Source organism: Pseudomonas sp. GW460-12-10-14-TSB1, assembly GCF_017349775.1.
Classification (GTDB): domain Bacteria; phylum Pseudomonadota; class Gammaproteobacteria; order Pseudomonadales; family Pseudomonadaceae; genus Aquipseudomonas; species Aquipseudomonas piscium.
Window position 1 is genome coordinate 151401 of record NZ_JACNAC010000002.1, and the last position, 16067, is coordinate 167467.

Consider the following 16067-nt stretch of genomic DNA (forward strand, 5'->3'; position numbering starts at 1 on the left):
CTTTACTCTTTCTGCTCGCTTTGATCCGCCCACAATTGGCGGAACGCCTCACTGCTGCTCAACGCCTCCAGAGAGGCAGCCGCGCCCGGGAAGTCGCGGTATCCCTCACGCCCCAGGCGTTCACTGCGTTGGCGCGTCTGTTCGGTCGAGGTTTCGCTCATGTCCAGGTTGAAACGGTGTCCGTTCACCGTTTCCACCGAGTAGTTGCGGGTACCGGGAATATGCTGGAAAAGCACATTGCCCTTCTCGTCGCTGAAGCCTTTGTCGACAAGTGCGCCATCGGCGTAGAGCTGATAGGGCTCATCCGGATACCCCGGCATGTTGGGCAACGGGGAAATACGGATGCACAGCTGACCCGGCACGGTTTCTTTCGCCGGGTTGGCCAATGCCTCCTCCATCAGGCTGCCAGCCTTGTCCGCATCGGCCGCTCCCGGCAGACCCGGCATCAGAATGCCGATCCCAGTGCCACTCCCCGCCGAGCCCCCCGCATTGATCTTCACCACCGGCCCCACCACCGTGACGCCGCCGGCATCGAGTTTGATAAAACTCCCCCCGGCCTTGATCGTCAGTTCGCTGCCGGCTTCGATCACCATCTTGGCGCCGGCCTTGAGGTGGATTTCCTGGCCGGCTTTGGTCAGTTGCGCGGTGCCGAGTTTGATGTGCTGGTTTTCGCCCACGGTCAGGTGGTCGTCGACGCGAGTCTCGGTCTTGCGGTCGGCGTGGGTGATGCGGTGTTCTTCGGCCTTGAGTTCGGTGTAGGTGTTCTTCACCACGGTGTCGTGGCGTTCGTGGCCGATGCGGATTTTCTGGTCGTGCTCGATGTTTTCGTCCCAGTCGCGCTGGGCGTGGATGAAGATCTGTTCGGCGCCTTTTTTGTCTTCGATGCGCAGTTCGTTGTAGCCGGCGCCGCCGGGTGAGCTCATGGACTTGAAGACGGTGCGGGTCTTGTTCGCCGGCAAGGCGTAAGGCACCGGGTGTTCCTTGTGGTACAGGCAGCCGGTGATCAGCGGCTGGTCGGGGTCGCCTTCGAGGAAGGTCACCAGCACTTCCATGCCGATGCGCGGGATGACGATGGCGCCGTAGCGGTCGCCGGCCCAGCTGGAGGACACGCGCAGCCAGCAGCTGGTCTTGTCGTCGGCCTTGCCTTCGCGGTCCCAGTGGAACTGCACCTTCACCCGGCCGTACTGGTCGCAGTGGATTTCTTCGCCCTTGGGCCCGGTGACCACCGCGGTCTGGCTGCCGAGGACACGCGGTTTCGGGTGGTTCAGGGCCGGGCGATAGAACACCTGCCAGGGCGTGGCGAGAAAGCGGTTGCGGTAGCCCTGGTGGAAGTCGTCCTTGTTGTCGGTGGTGTCGCTGGTCACCGACTCTTCCAGCACCTGCGGCTGCTTGCCTTCGTGGACGATGTGGGTCAGCAGCCACAGGTCGTTCCACTCGCTGCGCGGGTGCTCGGACAATTCCAGGAAGTGGCCACTGACCAGTCGTGTCTGGTCGCCCCAGCCTTCGGCCTGCTGGTAGTCGGCGCGGTGGCGTTCGAGGGCGCGCTGGCTGAGGAACTTGCCGCGTGCGCGGTCGGTGAAGCGCCCCGGGTAGTCGTAGTCTTCCAGGTCCGGCTCTTCGCTTTCGGCCTCGGGTTTATAGGCCGCTTCCAGTTGCAGGCGCGGCTTCTCGAAGTCGTAGTCGCGGCGGGTGGTGCGGCTGGTTCGGGTTTCCAGGCGCAGGTTGAAGCCCTTGATCACCGGCTCGTCGGCGACCATGCCGCTGCCCTGGATATAGGCGGTGGGCTGGCCGAGCTTGGGGAATACGGTCTGGTCGTCGCCGAACACCAGCAAATGACCTTGCGGGCTGTGCTGGAAGTGGTAATGCAGGCCTTCCTCTTCGCACAGGCGCTGGATGAAGTGCAGGTCGGTTTCGTCGTACTGCACGCAGTAGTCGCGGTCCGGGCACGGGGTGCCGAGCTGGAACTGGTAGGCATTGCTCTGGATGCCGTGCTCCTCGAGGATCAGGGCGATGATCTTCGGCGCCGACAGCTGCTGGTAGATGCGCTGGTTGGTACGGTGTTCGAGGTAGGCCAGCTGCGGCACCAGCGACACCTTGTAGCGGGTCAGACGCTTGCCGGCATCGCCCTGGGCCACGCGGTAGATCTGGCCGTGGATGCCGCTACCTTGCGGATCAAACGCCAGAAAAGCCTGCTTGTGCAGCAGCGTCTCCAGGTCCAGGTCGGGGTTCTCGCTGACCAGTTCCAGATCGAAACGGAACGGCTGGCTGATGCCTTCGATCCCTTCGAAAGACAGCACCTGCAAGTCACCCTGGAAGTCGTCGACCGTCAGGCTGAAGTGAGTTTCATTGGAAGGATTGAACATATCTTGCTCCCTGTTCGATGGTCATCCGTTACGCCGATGGAACCAGCGTTGCAGCCAGGACGAATCCGCGCGCATGGCGTCGCGCAATGCTTGGGCGCAGATGCTGCGTTGCGCCACGTCGAAGGCCAGCGCCGCGCGCAGGGCTGGCCAACAATGTCTGGGAAGGTTCTTGGGCGCTTGCAGCGTGCGGTCCAGGCGTTCGTCGCGGGCCTGGGTCGACGGCAACCGGCGATACGGGTGCTTGCCGCAGGCCAGCTCAAAGATCACACAGGCCACCGCGTACAGATCGGCGCTGGCCGACAAGGCCCCGCCCTCCAGCAATTCGGGGGCGGCATAGCCGGGCGTCCAGGCGTTGAAGCGGCTGCGGCTCAGCTGCGGCAGGCCGGGCAGCACGCCCTCCTCGGCCTGGCTCAGGCCGAAGTCGAACAGCCGCACGCCGTCTTCGCACAGCATCACGTTGCTCGGCTTCAGGTCGCCGTGCAGCACACCGCGAGCGTGGCTGTACGCCAGGGCATCGAGCAGTGGCCGCACCACATCGCGCAGCTCTTTCCACGGCAGGCCGGTAGGCCGCTCGCAGAGCAGTTTGTCCAGGGTCAGGCCGCGCATCAGCTCCATGGTGATGAAGGCGCGCTGGCACTGGGTGTCCACCTCGAAGCTGTGCAAGCGCACGACGTTCGGGTGGCGCAGGCGTCGGGTCAGGGCGAACTCGCTGTAGAGCAAGGCACTGGCATCCGGCGTCTCGGAGAATTCTTCGCTCATGACTTTGAGCGCTATGTAAGGGTCGGGATCGCCGAACTGCTCATGCAGCAGGTCCCGCGCGCGGTAGACCGCACCCATGCCACCGGCCCCGAGCAGGCGCTCGAGGCGGTAACGTCCGGCCAGCACATCCGGCAGCCCACCCACCGGCGCCACGGCCTTGGCCTTGGAACGGGAGCGGTTCCTCGAGCGGTTGCGCCCCTTGCCCTTGGCCTTGGGCGCCACGGGACGCGGCGCCTCATTGGCCTTGGCGAAGGCGAAGTAGGTCAGGTTGCTGGCCTCTTCCTCGCTCATCAGGATGTTATCCAGACCGGATTTGAGATCACTCATTGGCGGATCACCACGGCTGTCAGGTTGTCCCGCGCCGAGCCGCGCATGGCGCCGTCGAACAGACGCTCCAGCGCCACCTGCGGCGAAGCCAGGCTCAAGGCGTTACCCAGCGCGTCGCTGGTCAGCCCCTGGTACAGGCCGTCGCTGCACAGCAGGAAGGCATCGCCGGGGTAGACCTGCAGCTCCAGCACATCCAGGGTCAGCTGCTCGCTGGCGCCCACCGCCCGGGTCAGGGCATTGGCCGCCGGATGGGCCCGCGCCTGCTCGACGCTCATCTGCTGCTCGTCGATCAGTTGCTGTTGCAGCGAATGGTCCTTGGACAGCTGGTACAGACGCTGCCCGCGCCACAGGTAACAACGGCTGTCGCCGGCCCAGATGCACGCCGCGCGGTCGCCTTCCAGCAACAGCGCGACCACGGTGCTGCCCATGATGCTGTCGTGGCGCTCGGCAGTGACGGTCAACTCCTGGCCCAGGCGCCGGTTGAGCCAGTGCAGGCACTGGCGCAGGCCCTTGAGCCGCTCGTCGAAACTGTCCTGCGCCGGCAACTCGGCCAGACTGGCGACGATCAACTGGCTGGCGATGTCACCACCCTGATGCCCGCCCATGCCGTCCGCGACCACCCAGAGCCCCTGCTCCGGACAGTCGAGGAAGGCATCTTCGTTGCGCGCCCGAACCTTGCCCGGGTCGGTGCGCGCAGCGCTGCGCCAGGTACTGGCAACCAGCATCAGAGCTGCACCGGCATGCGGAAGGTGCGCAGCACGCCCATGTCGAACGGGTTCGGCGTGCGCTGGCTCATCAGCAGGTAGTTGGCGCGCAGGCCGCCCAGGTCGGCCTTGAGCACCAGCACGTCACGGCCGGTCAGGTACTCGGTCTGCATCAGGTCGAACAGACGGAACAGCGACCAGGGGCCGGTGTTCTTTTCGATACCCACCGGGCGCCCGGCCATCTTGTCCAGCACCAGGCTGGTGCGGCCATCTTCGGCATCGGTCGGCCACTTGAAGGACACCGGCACGATCGGGCCGTGGCGGTACTCCATGGTCTTGTCGCCGAAACGGAACTCGGAGCGGCTCACCGCCGGGTCCAGGGTGTAGGGCTCCAGCTTGAACTGCACCTGCGGCTCCGCCGGGTTCTCCGAGAAGAAGCTCTGGCGAATCACCTGGGCCGCGGCCATCTGGTCGAGGTAGACCTTGGACATCGGCAGGCTGTGGCCGTCGATGCTGCGCAGGCGGTAGTTGCCCGGATCGCCGCTGACGAAAGGCCGCATGTAGGTTTCGAAGAAGCGATCGGCAATGCCCTGGGCCTTGAAGAACTCGCGGAAGTCGCTGATGGCGACATCGCTGGTGCTGTGGGCGCTGAACGGATAACGCTTGCTGATGGCCTTGCCATAGAAGCTGTACAGCTCGCTCTGATAACGCTGGTTCAGGTACTGGTAGGAGTCGTTGAGCACCAGGCGCCAGGTGTCTTCCGCCAGTACGTTGAACCACACGCTCACCGGACGCGGCAGGCGCACCGAAGCGTTGCGCAGGTTGCTCAGCGCATCGCGCTGGCCGCTCATGCGGGTCTTGGCCATTTCGAACGCCGCCTGCTCGGGCGCGCTGGCACGGGCCAGGCCGGCCAGTTGCAGTTGCAGGTCGTTCAGCGCTTGCAGCGCCGGCGTCAGGTCCGCCGCCGGGCCGTTGTTGTCGTCCAGCAGACGGTGCAGCGGCTCGAAGCGACGTTGCAGCGACTTCTTCGCCGTGTCCGGCAGGTTCTTGGCCAGGGCTTCCTGGGCCTTGCCCGCGGCAGCCGCCGCGACCTTGCCCAGCGCCCCGCCCTTCTCGGCGGCCTTGTCCGCCGCGGCGGTCGCGTCTTCGGCCGCTTCGGCGATGGCCTGGAAGCGGGTGTTCTCGCGCACCTCCACCAGCAGTTGCAGCACCGGCGAGTTAGCCGAAGTCAGGCCAGCGACCTGATCGGCGCCTTCGCCGGCATCGTTGAACGGCTGCAGGCCGACCTGGCCGACCGCTTCGCTCCAGAAGTTGGCGTAGTCGCGGAAGTACAGCTGCTCCAGCTCCACCATCAGGCGGCGCAGGTCCATGCCGCTGATGCCGCTGCCTTCGCCCAGCACCCAGTTGTCACGCAGGATATCGGTGACCAGCGCCGTGCCCTGGACCGAGAAATACTGCTGGTAACCCTGCTGGGTGTAGAAGCCCGGGATCGCGTAGTCGGTGCCAACGAACAGGCTGCCTTGCGGCCCCAAGTGCTGGCTCAGACGGTACTCCGGCAGGCTCCGTGCCTGTTCGCGCAGCACGCGATAGACCACGTTGGCCAGCGACTCGCTGCGCAACACCTGGCGCGCCTGGGCCACCAGAGTGTCGTTGAGCGGGTAGCTGAACGGCAGCTTGAGCAGGCGTTCGAAGTGCGCGCCCAGGCCGTTCTGCACCGCGGTGTTGCCGGCGTAGCGCGTCGACCAGTCGGTGGCCACCCAGTCCTTGAGCCAGGACGGATCGCGACGGTCCTGCATGTTCAGCATCAGGTACGCCCGCAGGCTGTTGAGCAGGCGGTCGCGGTCGCGCATGTTGCTGCGGATCTGCCCTTCCAGCATCTGCGCCACCCGTGGCAGCAGCTGCGCTTGCAGCTCACGCTCGTAGGCGCTGAGCACCACCGGGTTGCTTTCCTCGCCCTGGTACAGGCCGACCCGCTCGTGCAGCGAGACGTCGCCCTTGGCCGGGAACACCTTGGTGGCTTCGAAGCTGGTGTCGAGGGTCTTGAGCGCCGCCATCGCGTCGTCGCGGGCGGTCAGCGCGGTGCGCTGCTGGTTCCAGTTCTGCGCCAGGGAGCGCAGGTTTTCCAGGCGCTCGTAGTTGGCGGAGAAGCCGCCGGCCCAGAGCAGGCCGAACAAGGCCAGGGCCACCAGCGCGCCAACGTACAGCGCACGCTGGCCCCAATGGATGCGATTGCGCTCGCGCTTGTCCAGGCCAGCCAGGTCGGCCTCGGGGAAAATCACCCGGCTCAGCAGGTGGTGAATGAAACGCGAACGACCGCTGCGCAGGGTCGGCAGCACGCCGGCCGCCATGCCCAGGCTGGCGCCGATGCTGGCGGTGTCGTGGTCGAGCTTTTCCGTCAGGTGCGGCGCGCTGGTCAGGTAGAAACCGCGCAGCTGGCTGGCCCGCTGGTAGCGGTTGCCGGTGAACGCCATGTCGACGAACAGGCACAAGCGCTCGCCGATCTGGCCCAGCTGGTGCGGGAAGTCGAGGATGCGGCCACGGCGCTGGGTGTCGCGCTCCTGGTGCATGCGCATGATCACCTGGCTGTTCAGGCGGCGCAGCAGTTCTTCGAACTCCTGGCGCAGCACGGCGACGTCGGTGCCGTTCTGTTCCTTGCGGAAGCTGGTGCCGAGCACCTGGTCGCTTTCCTCGCGGCTCAGCTGGTCGAAGAACTCGTCGAAGCCCAGCAACTGGTCGGCCTTGCTCAGCACCAGGTACACCGGTACATCGACGTGCAGCTTCTGGTGCACGTCCTGCAGGCGCGCGCGGACCTGGCGCGCCAGGGTGTCGAGATCCTGCTCGTTGCCGCTCAGCAGCAGTTCCACCGGAATGGTCACCAGCACGCCATTGAGCGGACGCCCGCGACGGCGCTTGCGCAGCAGGTTGAGCAAGGTGCTCCAGGCGCTGCCGTCGACTTCCGCGTCGGGCTGGGTCAGGTAGCGGCCGGCGGTGTCGATCAGTACGCCGTGGTCGGCGAAGTACCAGTCGCAATGCCGGGTGCCGATGGTGTCGCGGGTCAGCTTGCGGTCGATCTTGTTGATCGGGAACTCAAGGCCCGAGAAGTCCAGCAGGCTGGTCTTGCCACTGCTCTGCGGACCGATCAGCAGGTACCAGGGCAGGTCGTTGCGCCAGCGCTCGCTGCGCCCGCGGTACAGGCTCGAGGTCTTGAGGGTGCGCATGGCTTCCTTGAAGCGGCTGCGCAGCTCTTTCTGTTCCTCGTCGATCAGCTCTTCACGGCGCAGGCGTTCCTGGCCATCTTCGCTGTCTTCCATTTCTTTCTTGCGGATCCCGGCGCGCCAGCTGACGAAGACCATGGTCAGGCCCCAGATCAGGAACAGCACGCTGATGGTCAGCAGGCGCGAGGTCGCGCTTTCCCAGAACTTGTAGTCGTTGACCGCCAGCAGCGGCCCGACGAACCACACCAACAGTGCCACGAACAGCACCAGCAACAGCGTCCAGACCCACGTCTTGCGCAGGAAGGCGCCGACTTTCTTGAAGAAGTTTTTCATCACACGTCCCTGTATTACTGCTGGGGCTGGACCACGGCCGGGTCAAGCTGCTGATAAGGTTGCAGAACGGTCTCGCGCTGCTCGCCCAGAACCCAGGCGAACCCCGAATACATCACCACCAGGCAGACCACCGTGAACAGCGCGACCATCCACCACGGCACGATACGCACCAGGCTGCGGCGCTTGTCGTGCAAGCCTTCCCAATGCGGTGACAGCTCGCGCGGCACATCGCCACGCAGCTGACGGATCTGCCGGTACAGCGCATCGCGGATGCCTTCGAGTTCGAGCATGCCGCGGGCCATGACCCGGTACTTGCCCTCGAAGCCCAGCGACAGGCACAGGTACATCAGTTCCAGCATCGGCAGGTGCTTGACCGGGTTCTTCGACAGCCGATCCAGCAGCTGGAAGAACTTCTCGCCACCAAAGGTCTCGTTGTGGAAGCTGCTGAGCAGGCTCATCTGCGACCACTCGCTTTCATTGCCCCAGGGGGTAGTGACCACCGCCTCGTCAACCACGGTGCACAGCACGTAGCGGGCGGCCATGACCTGGCTGCTTTCGGCGCCGTTGTGCAGGGCGCGCACCTCGAACAGTTTCAGGGCCGAGGTCAGGCGCTCGTTGAGCGCGTACAGGTCTTCGCGGGTGTCGCTGTGCTTGAGACGCACCACTTCCGACAACAGATCGGAGGCCGCCGCCACCAGCGCGTTCAGGCTGATGTTGAAGGCCTCGGCCGGGCGCAGGCGCGCGGCGTAGATCATTCGTTCTTCCAGTTGCTCGAAGCGCGGCGGCGCGGCGAAATCGGTCAGCGGACTCTGCGCCGGGCCATGGCCCTGGCGATCGAGCAGGACGGTCTTGTCGTCCTGGTTGTGTTCCATGTCCTTGATCATGTCAGTCAGTTCCTGATGGCCCAGAATTTCAGTTCAAGCTCGGCGAATTCGCCGGACACGTGGAAGGCGAAACCGCCGGAACGCTCCAGTTGCGCCAGGTCTTCGGAACTGAGTTCGAGGATGAAATAGGTTTTGTTGGAGTGGAACGCGATCTGCCGTGGCGCCACCGGCAAGGGTTTGACCTTGATCCCCGGCAGGTGCAGGTTGACCAGCTGGCGAATGCGCTCCACCGGGCCGACCTTGAGGTGCGCCGGCAAGCGATGGCGCAGTTCTTCGGAGTCGCAGTTGGCACTGGCGGCCAGGACAAACGAGGCCGAACCCAGCAGCTTGTGGTCGTGCAGCGGCGACACGATGATCCCGTACTGGCGCGCCTGCAGTACCAGCTCGATGGCGTGCTGTTCGAGCACCATCGACAGCACCTGGCGGATCGCATCCATCAACTTGCGGAAGCTCGCGCCCTGGTCGCTGTGCTGGTAGCGGCTGTCCAGGCGCGGGCGCTTGCTGTCGCTGGCGAAGGTCGCCAGATCGCCGAGCATGGTCAGCAGCGTGCGGTACAGCTCTTCCGGGTGCACCTGCTCCAGGCCCAGGTAGTGGCGCAGCAGCAGTTCGGTGCGGTTGATCAGTTGCAGCATCATGAAGTCGCCGACTTCGGCGCCACCGACCTTGCCGTTGGAACGAATCCGGTCGGCAATGGTGTCGCCACGGTGGCTGAGCATGCTGATCACTTCCTTCAGGCACGACAGCAGGTAGCTCGAGGCATGGGCGTGAATGAAGGTCGGCACGAAGTCCGGGTCGAGGCTGATCACCCCGTCGGGCGTGGTGTCGAGGACTTCACAGAGCTTGAGCTTCACATAGGCCTGGTCGCTCTGTTGCTCGCCGAGCAGCAGGCGGAAGTCCGGCCGGGCGCAGCTGACCTGGCTGCTGGAGTCGTCGCCGGCGTTGGAGTCGGCCACTTCCGCCTCGTAGGCGGTGTAGCGCGCCAGCACGTCGGACTGCTCCGGACGGCGCGACTCGATGTGGTTGCCGGTCACCAGCGGCAAGGCCAGGTAGACCGGGGTGTTGCCGGTGTTCGGCGGCACGTCGAGGGCCAGCGGCTCGGTGTTGCCACCCAGTTCGAACAGGCTGCCGTCGGGCAGGATGCCGGAGGCCTGGCTGATCACCAGCTTGCCCATGTTGAGGAACTGCAGGTCGATCTCCAGGCTCAGGAAACCCCAGGAATAACTGCCCAGCAACTGGGTACGGGTCTTCATCTGGTAGTCGTAGTAGCGATCGTTGTGCTGGAAGTGCTGCGGGCGCAGCAACATGCCTTCCTGCCAAATGACTTTATGCACGTTCATGATTACTTGTCCGCCTTGGCGAGCGTTGCGTTGCTGGTGCGGATGCCGGCCTGGTCGAGGGTCAGATCGGCTTCGGTCAGTTCCACCGGAGTGAGCTGCACCACATAGCGCCACTGGGCTTCGGAGATATCGCGGTAGGCCGCCAGCACGCCGACGTAGCGGCTGCCTTCTTCGACGCTGAGCTTGAGTTCCACGGTTTCACCCGGGCGCAGCTCCAGTTCTTCGCTGGCCACCATGTCCGGCGCCAGGGACTCCTTGGCGCGCTCGTAGAGGCTGAAGAAATCGGCGTTCTCGAAGGCCACCGGATGCTTGAGCTCGATCAGCCGCACCACGATCGGCGACGGACGACCGTTGAGGTCCGGGTTGAGCTGGTCGCTGGCGGTCAGCTTGAGGTTGAGCTTGGTCATGGTCGAGTACGGCGACAGCGACGAGCAGCCGGCCAGCAACACCAGGGCGGTCAGCGCAGCCAGCGTCTTGAGTAACAGGGTCGAGCAGCGAGACATGCGCATCATCCTTGGTGTTCGGTGTGAAGGGTGGAGATCAGGCGGATCTGTTCTTCGTAGGCCTGGGCGAAGTCGCGGGCCAGCAGGCGTTCGCTCCAGTCATCGTCCTGACGCAGGGCCTGGTGGTAGCGGTTGTAGGCTCTCCAGCGGCTGCCGGACGTGGCCAGCAACGGCTTGTTGTCGCGCTCGAAACGCAGGGTCAGCTGCTGCGGCGAGAAATGCTCGAGGGTGCCGCGCACGGCCGCGCGGCTGGCGGTCAACAGCGCCACCTGGTGCGCCTGCAGATCGCGGAAAGCGCGGGAGATCGCCTGCTCGGCCGGCAACTGGCCGGGCTTGTTGCCCTGCAGCAGGATGCCCAGCGCTTCGCTGGCGTCCACAGCAAACTTGAGCGGGTTCTTGCTGCCGCCCTGGGCGGTGGTCAGGGCCAGGCGCAGTTCGTTTTTCAGCTCGCTGCGGGTGCGCAGGCTCTGCTGCAGGCCGCCGATGCTTTGCTTGAGCAGGCGCGCGGCATCGATCGCCAGGGCTTCGCGGGCGTCGTGATCGAGGCCTTTGAGGTCCACCCCCAGCGCCGCGCCGAAATGCTCCCAGAAACCTTCGCGCTGGCGCTCCACCGGGGCCGGTTCGACGGCGACCGGCGCCTCGGGCTGCGCCACCAGTTCCGGCACCAGCAGGCTTTCCATGTCGATGCGCGCATAGTCCGCGCGCTGCCGTGGTTCCTGGCGCGGCGTGTTGAGCGCGGTCAGTTCGTCGATTTCCGAATACACCCGCTCCTGCTGGTCCAGCGCGTTGAGCGGGTCGAGGTCGAGGAAGGCGTCATCGGGAATGATGCTGCCAGCGGCTTGCGGACGCCCGACTTCGGTGTCGAAGGTCGCCGGATCGCGCACCAGGCGCGCGCGGATCTCGAAATCCCCCAGCACATAGACGCTGCCGTGCTCGATGCGCTGCGGCTCGCCCTTGCGCAGGCGCGCGCCGCTGTCGCTGGCCTGGATACCGTTGCTGCTGGTATCGGTGAGGAAAAACACCCCGTCGCGGTAGCTGACGATCGCGTGGTGATTGGACAGGTGACGCTTGCGGTCCGGAATGATCCAGTCGCAATCCTCGCCCCGCCCGATCACCCCACCGGCCTGCTTGAAGGTTTTGCTGCTCAACTCCGTGGGCACGAACTGCTTGGTGTTCAGCATTTCGAAAACCAGTTCCATGATGATGCTCCTTGCGGTCACTTGCCGCGATTGACCGCCTGCGGATCACCCAATGGGCGATAGGTGTTGTCGTTGAATTTGTAATTGCCGCTACAGCCGCCGAGGCCGCTGAGAACGATCAGAGCCAGCAGGGCGGCTTGCCAGTGACGAACAGACATCAGAGGGTCTCCATGGGTAGACAATGCACAAAGCGCCGACCCTTGCGGGCGACGCTTGGCGAAACGAAAAAGGCGCTGGGGGAAGTCATGTCGCGCTAACCCTCGAAGTCGCCAAGATTGATGTTCAGCCGCCCGAGGCGGTACAGCAGCGTGCGCCTGGGCAAGCCCAGCTCGCGGGCCGCCAGGGTCTGGTTGCCGTCGTTCTTGCGCAGGCAATCGAGCAACAGGTGACGCTCGACCTTCTCCAGGCGTTCGCGCAGGTTCAGGCCGGGCTCTTCCGGCAGCGCTTCGCTGCTCAGGGAGAAATGCTCGGCCAGCAGCTCGCCGCCTTCGCACAGCAGCACCGCCCGTTCCACCAGGCCCTTGAGCTCGCGCACGTTGCCCGGGAAGGTGTAGCCCGACAGGTGATTGAGGGCGGTTTCCGACCAGATCACCGGGTCGCGCTGCAGGAAGGCGCAGGCCTTGTCGGCGAAGTGCCGGGCCAGGTCGAGGATGTCGCCTTCGCGCTGGCGCAGGGCCGGCAACTCGATCGGGAACTGCGCCAGGCGGTAGTACAGGTCCTCGCGGAACTTGCCTTCGCTGACCAGCACCGCCAGGTCGCGGTGGGTCGCGGCGATGATGCGCACGTCGATCTTGTGGGTGTCGTTGGAACCCAACGGACGGATCTCGCCCTCCTGCAACACGCGCAGCAGCTTGGCTTGCAGGGACAGCGGCATGTCGCCGATTTCGTCCAGCAACAGGGTGCCGCCATTGGCCGCGTCGAACAGCCCCGGACGGTTGCGATCGGCACCGGTGAAGGCGCCCTTGCGGTAGCCGAACAGCTCGCTCTCCAGCAGGTTCTCCGGGAACGCCGCGCAGTTCTGCACGATGAACGCCTGGGAGCGCCGTGGGCCGTAGTCGTGGATGGCCCGCGCCACCACTTCCTTGCCGGTGCCGGTCTCGCCGCGCAGCAATACGGTGTAGGGGCTGTGCAGCACCTTGCTGATCAACTGGTAGGTCTGGCGCATGGCCGTGCTGTTGCCGATCAACCCGTAGCCGCTGGCGCTGACCGGGGTGCTGGCCACAGGCGCCGCGTCACCCACCGGACGACGCAGGCGTTGCAACAGGTGCAATTGCCCGAGCACGAACGAGCCCAGCTGGCCCATGGAATCGGCGAAGCCCTGCAGGTCGATATGTTCGCGACTGGCGCACAGCAGCAGGCCCTCGACGGCCTTTTGCGTGTTCACCAGCGGCACGCACAGCAGCGACTGCCAGGGCGTCTCACGGGCCGGCAGGAAACTGGTTTCGTGCAGGCTGCCACTCAGCCCCACCAGGCTCACCACGCGGTTCTGGCACAGGGCGAACTGCAGCAGCTGCTCACCGTTGTAGTCCGCAGGCAGGCTCGCCGCTTCCCGCGGTTGCAGGATGCCGCCCAGGCATTCGGCGCTCAGGCCCAGCCGGGTATGGGTGGCATCCAGCAGGTACAGCTGGCTCAGCTCGCAGCCGCTGAGCCCGGCCACACCGCGCACGAAATCGCCCAGCAGCGTGCCACCGTCGGCCGCCCGCGACAGGCTGGCGAACTGCGCCAGCAGCGCCTCGGCGTAGATCAGCGGTTGCGGTACACGAGTGAACATCACACCCACCTCAGGCGAACTCGCAGGTCACGCCGCCGCTGCTGTCGAGCGTCGCGTGTACGCGCTTGAGATTCTCGCCGGTGGCCATGGCATCCAGCAGGCGGTCGGCCACCAGCGGCAGTACGTGCAGGTCGAGCAAGTGGTCGATCAGGCGTGCGCCGCTTTCGCTCTGGGTGCAACGCTCGGCCAGGTGGTCGACCAGATTCTGGCAGTGAGTGAAATCCAGCTGGCGCCGGTTCAGGCGCTCGCCCAGGCGGCCCAGCTTGATTTCGATCAGCTCGCGCAGCACCGGGCCACCTACCGGGTAGTAGGGCACCACGCGCATGCGCGCCAGCAGCGCCGGCTTGAAGTGCTTGCTCAGGACTGGGCGAATGGTCTCTTCCAGGGTCTCGGCGCTCGGCCGCTCGCCGTTCTCGCACAGGGCGCTGATACGGTCGCTGGCCAGGTTCGAGGTCATCAGGATCAGCGTGTTGCGGAAGTCGATCTCGCGCCCTTCGCCGTCGTTGGCCACGCCCTTGTCGAAGATCTGATAGAACAGGTTGAGCACGTCCGGGTCGGCTTTCTCGACCTCGTCGAGCAGAATCACCGAATAGGGTTTCTGCCGCACCGCCTCGGTGAGCATGCCGCCCTCGCCGTAGCCGACGTAGCCTGGAGGCGCGCCGATCAGGCGCGACACGGTGTGCTTCTCCTGGAACTCGGACATGTTGATGGTGGTGATGAAGCGATCACCGCCGTACAACAGGTCGGCCAGGGCCAGGGCGGTTTCGGTCTTGCCGACGCCGCTCGGGCCCACCAGCAGGAATACCCCCACCGGAGCATCCGGCTTGTTCAGGCCAGCGGCAGTGGCGCGCATCGAACGATCCAGCGCGTGCACCGCCTGCTCCTGACCACGAATGCGCGTGCGCAGGTCGGTGGCGAAGCTCGCCACCTTGGCGTTGTGTTCACGGGCCAGCTGCGTCAGCGGCACACCGGTCCAGGCGCTGATCACTTCGGCTACCAGGCGCGGGCAGACTTCGAAGCTGACCAGGCGTTCCTGGCTCTGGGCATCGCTCAGGGCGCGATGGGTTTCGTTGAGGGCAGCTTCCAGCGCCTCGACGCTCTGCCCCTCTTCCACTTCAGCGGCGAGGGTTTCGATCACCCTACCTTCGGCGTCTTCTTCCACCGACACCAGTGGCGGCTGATTCGCCGCGTCGCGGGCCTTGGCCAGTTGCTGGCGCAGTTCGAGTAGACGCTCGGCCAGAATGCGTTGTTCGCTCCACAGGGTTTCCAGGGCTTGCTGCTCGGCCTCGGCTTCGGCCAGACGAGTCTCCAGCGCATCCAGCGCATCCTGGTCGATCGCCAGGCCGGCCTCGGCGTCGCGGCGCAGCGCCTGACGCTGACGGCCGCCCTCGGCCAGCTCGCCACGCAGGCGCTCCAGGCTCTCCGGCGCCGCCGCCAGGCTGATGCGCACCCGGGCACAGGCGGTGTCGAGCACGTCCACCGCCTTGTCCGGCAGCTGGCGGCCAGCCAGGTAGCGGGCCGACAGTTCGGCCGCGGCCACCACCGCGTCGTCGCGCAGGTAGATGCCGTGGCTCTTCTCGTAGACCTGGGCCAGGCCACGCAGGATGGTCACCGCCTCGCTGACGGTCGGCTCGTGCAACTGCACCGGCTGGAAGCGCCGGGCCAGGGCCGGGTCTTTCTCGAAGTACTTCTTGTACTCGGCCCAGGTGGTGGCGGCGATGGTGCGCAGCTCGCCGCGGGCCAGGGCTGGCTTGAGCAGGTTGGCCGCGTCGGAACCGCCCGCGTTACCGCCGGCGCCGATCAGGGTGTGGGCTTCATCGATAAACAGAATGATCGGCTTCGGCGAAGCCTTGACCTCGTCGATCACGCCCTTGAGGCGGCGCTCGAACTCGCCCTTCACACTGGCGCCTGCCTGCAGCAGTCCCATATCCAGCGACAGCAGCTCGACGCCCTTGAGCACCTGCGGCACTTCACCGGCGGCGATGCGCGAGGCCAGGCCTTCGACCACCGCGGTTTTACCGACGCCGGCTTCGCCGACCACGATCGGGTTGTTCTTGCGGCGCCGGGCGAGGATGTCGACCATCTGGCGGATCGCGCCATCGCGGCACAGCACCGGGTCGAGCTTGCCCTCGCGCGCCTGCTGGGTCAGGTTGTGGGTGAAGCGCTGCAACAGCGATTCGCCCGGCGCCGCCGGCTTGCCGCTGGCCGGCTCTTCCTTCTGCGACAGGGCGAAATCCTTCAGGCGCTCGATGTTCAGCTTGGCCAGCAGCGGCTGGTAACGGCTACCGGCATAACGCATCGGGTTGCGCAGGAGCGCGAGGATCAGCGCCGCCTGCTCGACCTGGCTCTGGCCCAGTTCGAGGTTGGCCACCAGCAAGGCGTCCTGCAGCCACTGCACCAGCTCCGGGGCGAACACCGGGTTGCGCGAGGCGCTGTGCTCGACCCGCGATTGCAGTGCCGCGCTCAGCTCACCGGCATCCACTTCGGCGTCCTGCAACGCGCGGGCGAGCAGGCCTTGCGGACGCTCCAGCAGGCCCAGCAGCAGGTCTTCGACCAGGATCTTGCTGCCGCCACGGGCGACGCAGCGTTCGGCGGAGCTTTCCAGGTCACGGCGGGTTTCGGCGTCCAGCGCCTGGATCAGTTGCTGCAGGTCTACGTTGATCATGTCATCT

At 65.7% G+C, this 16067-nt stretch carries 11 protein-coding genes; all 11 read right to left on the reverse strand.

Annotated elements, in window-relative coordinates; genetic code table 11:
- Positions 1-2: 2 nt before the first annotated feature.
- Positions 3-2363, reverse strand: a complete 2361-nt coding sequence (locus J4D52_RS02230; protein WP_102676132.1) for a type VI secretion system tip protein VgrG — start codon at positions 2361-2363, stop codon at positions 3-5.
- A gap of 21 nt (positions 2364-2384) precedes the next feature.
- Complete coding sequence (locus J4D52_RS02235; protein WP_102676131.1) at positions 2385-3449, reverse strand: serine/threonine-protein kinase; 1065 nt, start codon at positions 3447-3449, stop codon at positions 2385-2387.
- Positions 3446-4174 (reverse strand): PP2C family serine/threonine-protein phosphatase, encoded by a 729-nt coding sequence (locus J4D52_RS02240; RefSeq protein ID WP_102676130.1) that lies wholly within the window; start codon positions 4172-4174, stop codon positions 3446-3448. The genes J4D52_RS02235 and J4D52_RS02240 overlap by 4 nt, the downstream gene beginning before the upstream one ends.
- Positions 4174-7701, reverse strand: a complete 3528-nt coding sequence (gene tssM / locus J4D52_RS02245; protein ID WP_097306465.1) for a type VI secretion system membrane subunit TssM — start codon at positions 7699-7701, stop codon at positions 4174-4176. Before tssM ends, J4D52_RS02240 begins: the two co-directional genes overlap by 1 nt.
- Positions 7702-7715: 14 nt before the next feature.
- Positions 7716-8585 (reverse strand): type IVB secretion system protein IcmH/DotU, encoded by an 870-nt coding sequence (gene icmH / locus J4D52_RS02250; protein WP_102676129.1) that lies wholly within the window; start codon positions 8583-8585, stop codon positions 7716-7718.
- A 5-nt stretch (positions 8586-8590) separates the two neighbouring features.
- Complete coding sequence (gene tssK, locus J4D52_RS02255) at positions 8591-9922, reverse strand: type VI secretion system baseplate subunit TssK (protein WP_007930267.1); 1332 nt, start codon at positions 9920-9922, stop codon at positions 8591-8593.
- A gap of 2 nt (positions 9923-9924) precedes the next feature.
- A complete protein-coding gene (tssJ, locus tag J4D52_RS02260) occupies positions 9925-10425 on the reverse strand; it encodes a type VI secretion system lipoprotein TssJ (RefSeq protein WP_025807000.1) in 501 nt (166 codons plus the stop codon).
- Between the two features lie 5 nt (positions 10426-10430).
- Positions 10431-11624: a type VI secretion system-associated FHA domain protein TagH gene (gene tagH / locus J4D52_RS02265; protein WP_063433408.1), complete on the reverse strand. Its 1194-nt coding sequence runs from the start codon at positions 11622-11624 to the stop codon at positions 10431-10433.
- A 17-nt stretch (positions 11625-11641) separates the two neighbouring features.
- Positions 11642-11782, reverse strand: a complete 141-nt coding sequence (locus tag J4D52_RS02270) for a hypothetical protein (RefSeq protein ID WP_007930271.1) — start codon at positions 11780-11782, stop codon at positions 11642-11644.
- A gap of 95 nt (positions 11783-11877) precedes the next feature.
- Positions 11878-13395 (reverse strand): sigma-54-dependent Fis family transcriptional regulator, encoded by a 1518-nt coding sequence (locus tag J4D52_RS02275; protein WP_102676128.1) that lies wholly within the window; start codon positions 13393-13395, stop codon positions 11878-11880.
- Positions 13396-13405: 10 nt separating this feature from the next.
- Positions 13406-16060: a type VI secretion system ATPase TssH gene (gene tssH / locus J4D52_RS02280; protein ID WP_102676127.1), complete on the reverse strand. Its 2655-nt coding sequence runs from the start codon at positions 16058-16060 to the stop codon at positions 13406-13408.
- Positions 16061-16067 lie beyond the last annotated feature (7 nt).

Coding starts and splice junctions, on each gene's coding strand:
- J4D52_RS02230 (WP_102676132.1), bottom strand. CDS start 2,363: ATGTTCAATCCTTCCAATGAAACTCACTTCAGCCTGACGGTCGACGAC.
- J4D52_RS02235 (WP_102676131.1), bottom strand. CDS start 3,449: ATGAGTGATCTCAAATCCGGTCTGGATAACATCCTGATGAGCGAGGAA.
- J4D52_RS02240 (WP_102676130.1), bottom strand. CDS start 4,174: ATGCTGGTTGCCAGTACCTGGCGCAGCGCTGCGCGCACCGACCCGGGC.
- tssM (WP_097306465.1), bottom strand. CDS start 7,701: ATGAAAAACTTCTTCAAGAAAGTCGGCGCCTTCCTGCGCAAGACGTGG.
- icmH (WP_102676129.1), bottom strand. CDS start 8,585: ATGATCAAGGACATGGAACACAACCAGGACGACAAGACCGTCCTGCTC.
- tssK (WP_007930267.1), bottom strand. CDS start 9,922: ATGAACGTGCATAAAGTCATTTGGCAGGAAGGCATGTTGCTGCGCCCG.
- tssJ (WP_025807000.1), bottom strand. CDS start 10,425: ATGTCTCGCTGCTCGACCCTGTTACTCAAGACGCTGGCTGCGCTGACC.
- tagH (WP_063433408.1), bottom strand. CDS start 11,624: ATGGAACTGGTTTTCGAAATGCTGAACACCAAGCAGTTCGTGCCCACG.
- J4D52_RS02270 (WP_007930271.1), bottom strand. CDS start 11,782: ATGTCTGTTCGTCACTGGCAAGCCGCCCTGCTGGCTCTGATCGTTCTC.
- J4D52_RS02275 (WP_102676128.1), bottom strand. CDS start 13,395: ATGTTCACTCGTGTACCGCAACCGCTGATCTACGCCGAGGCGCTGCTG.
- tssH (WP_102676127.1), bottom strand. CDS start 16,060: ATGATCAACGTAGACCTGCAGCAACTGATCCAGGCGCTGGACGCCGAA.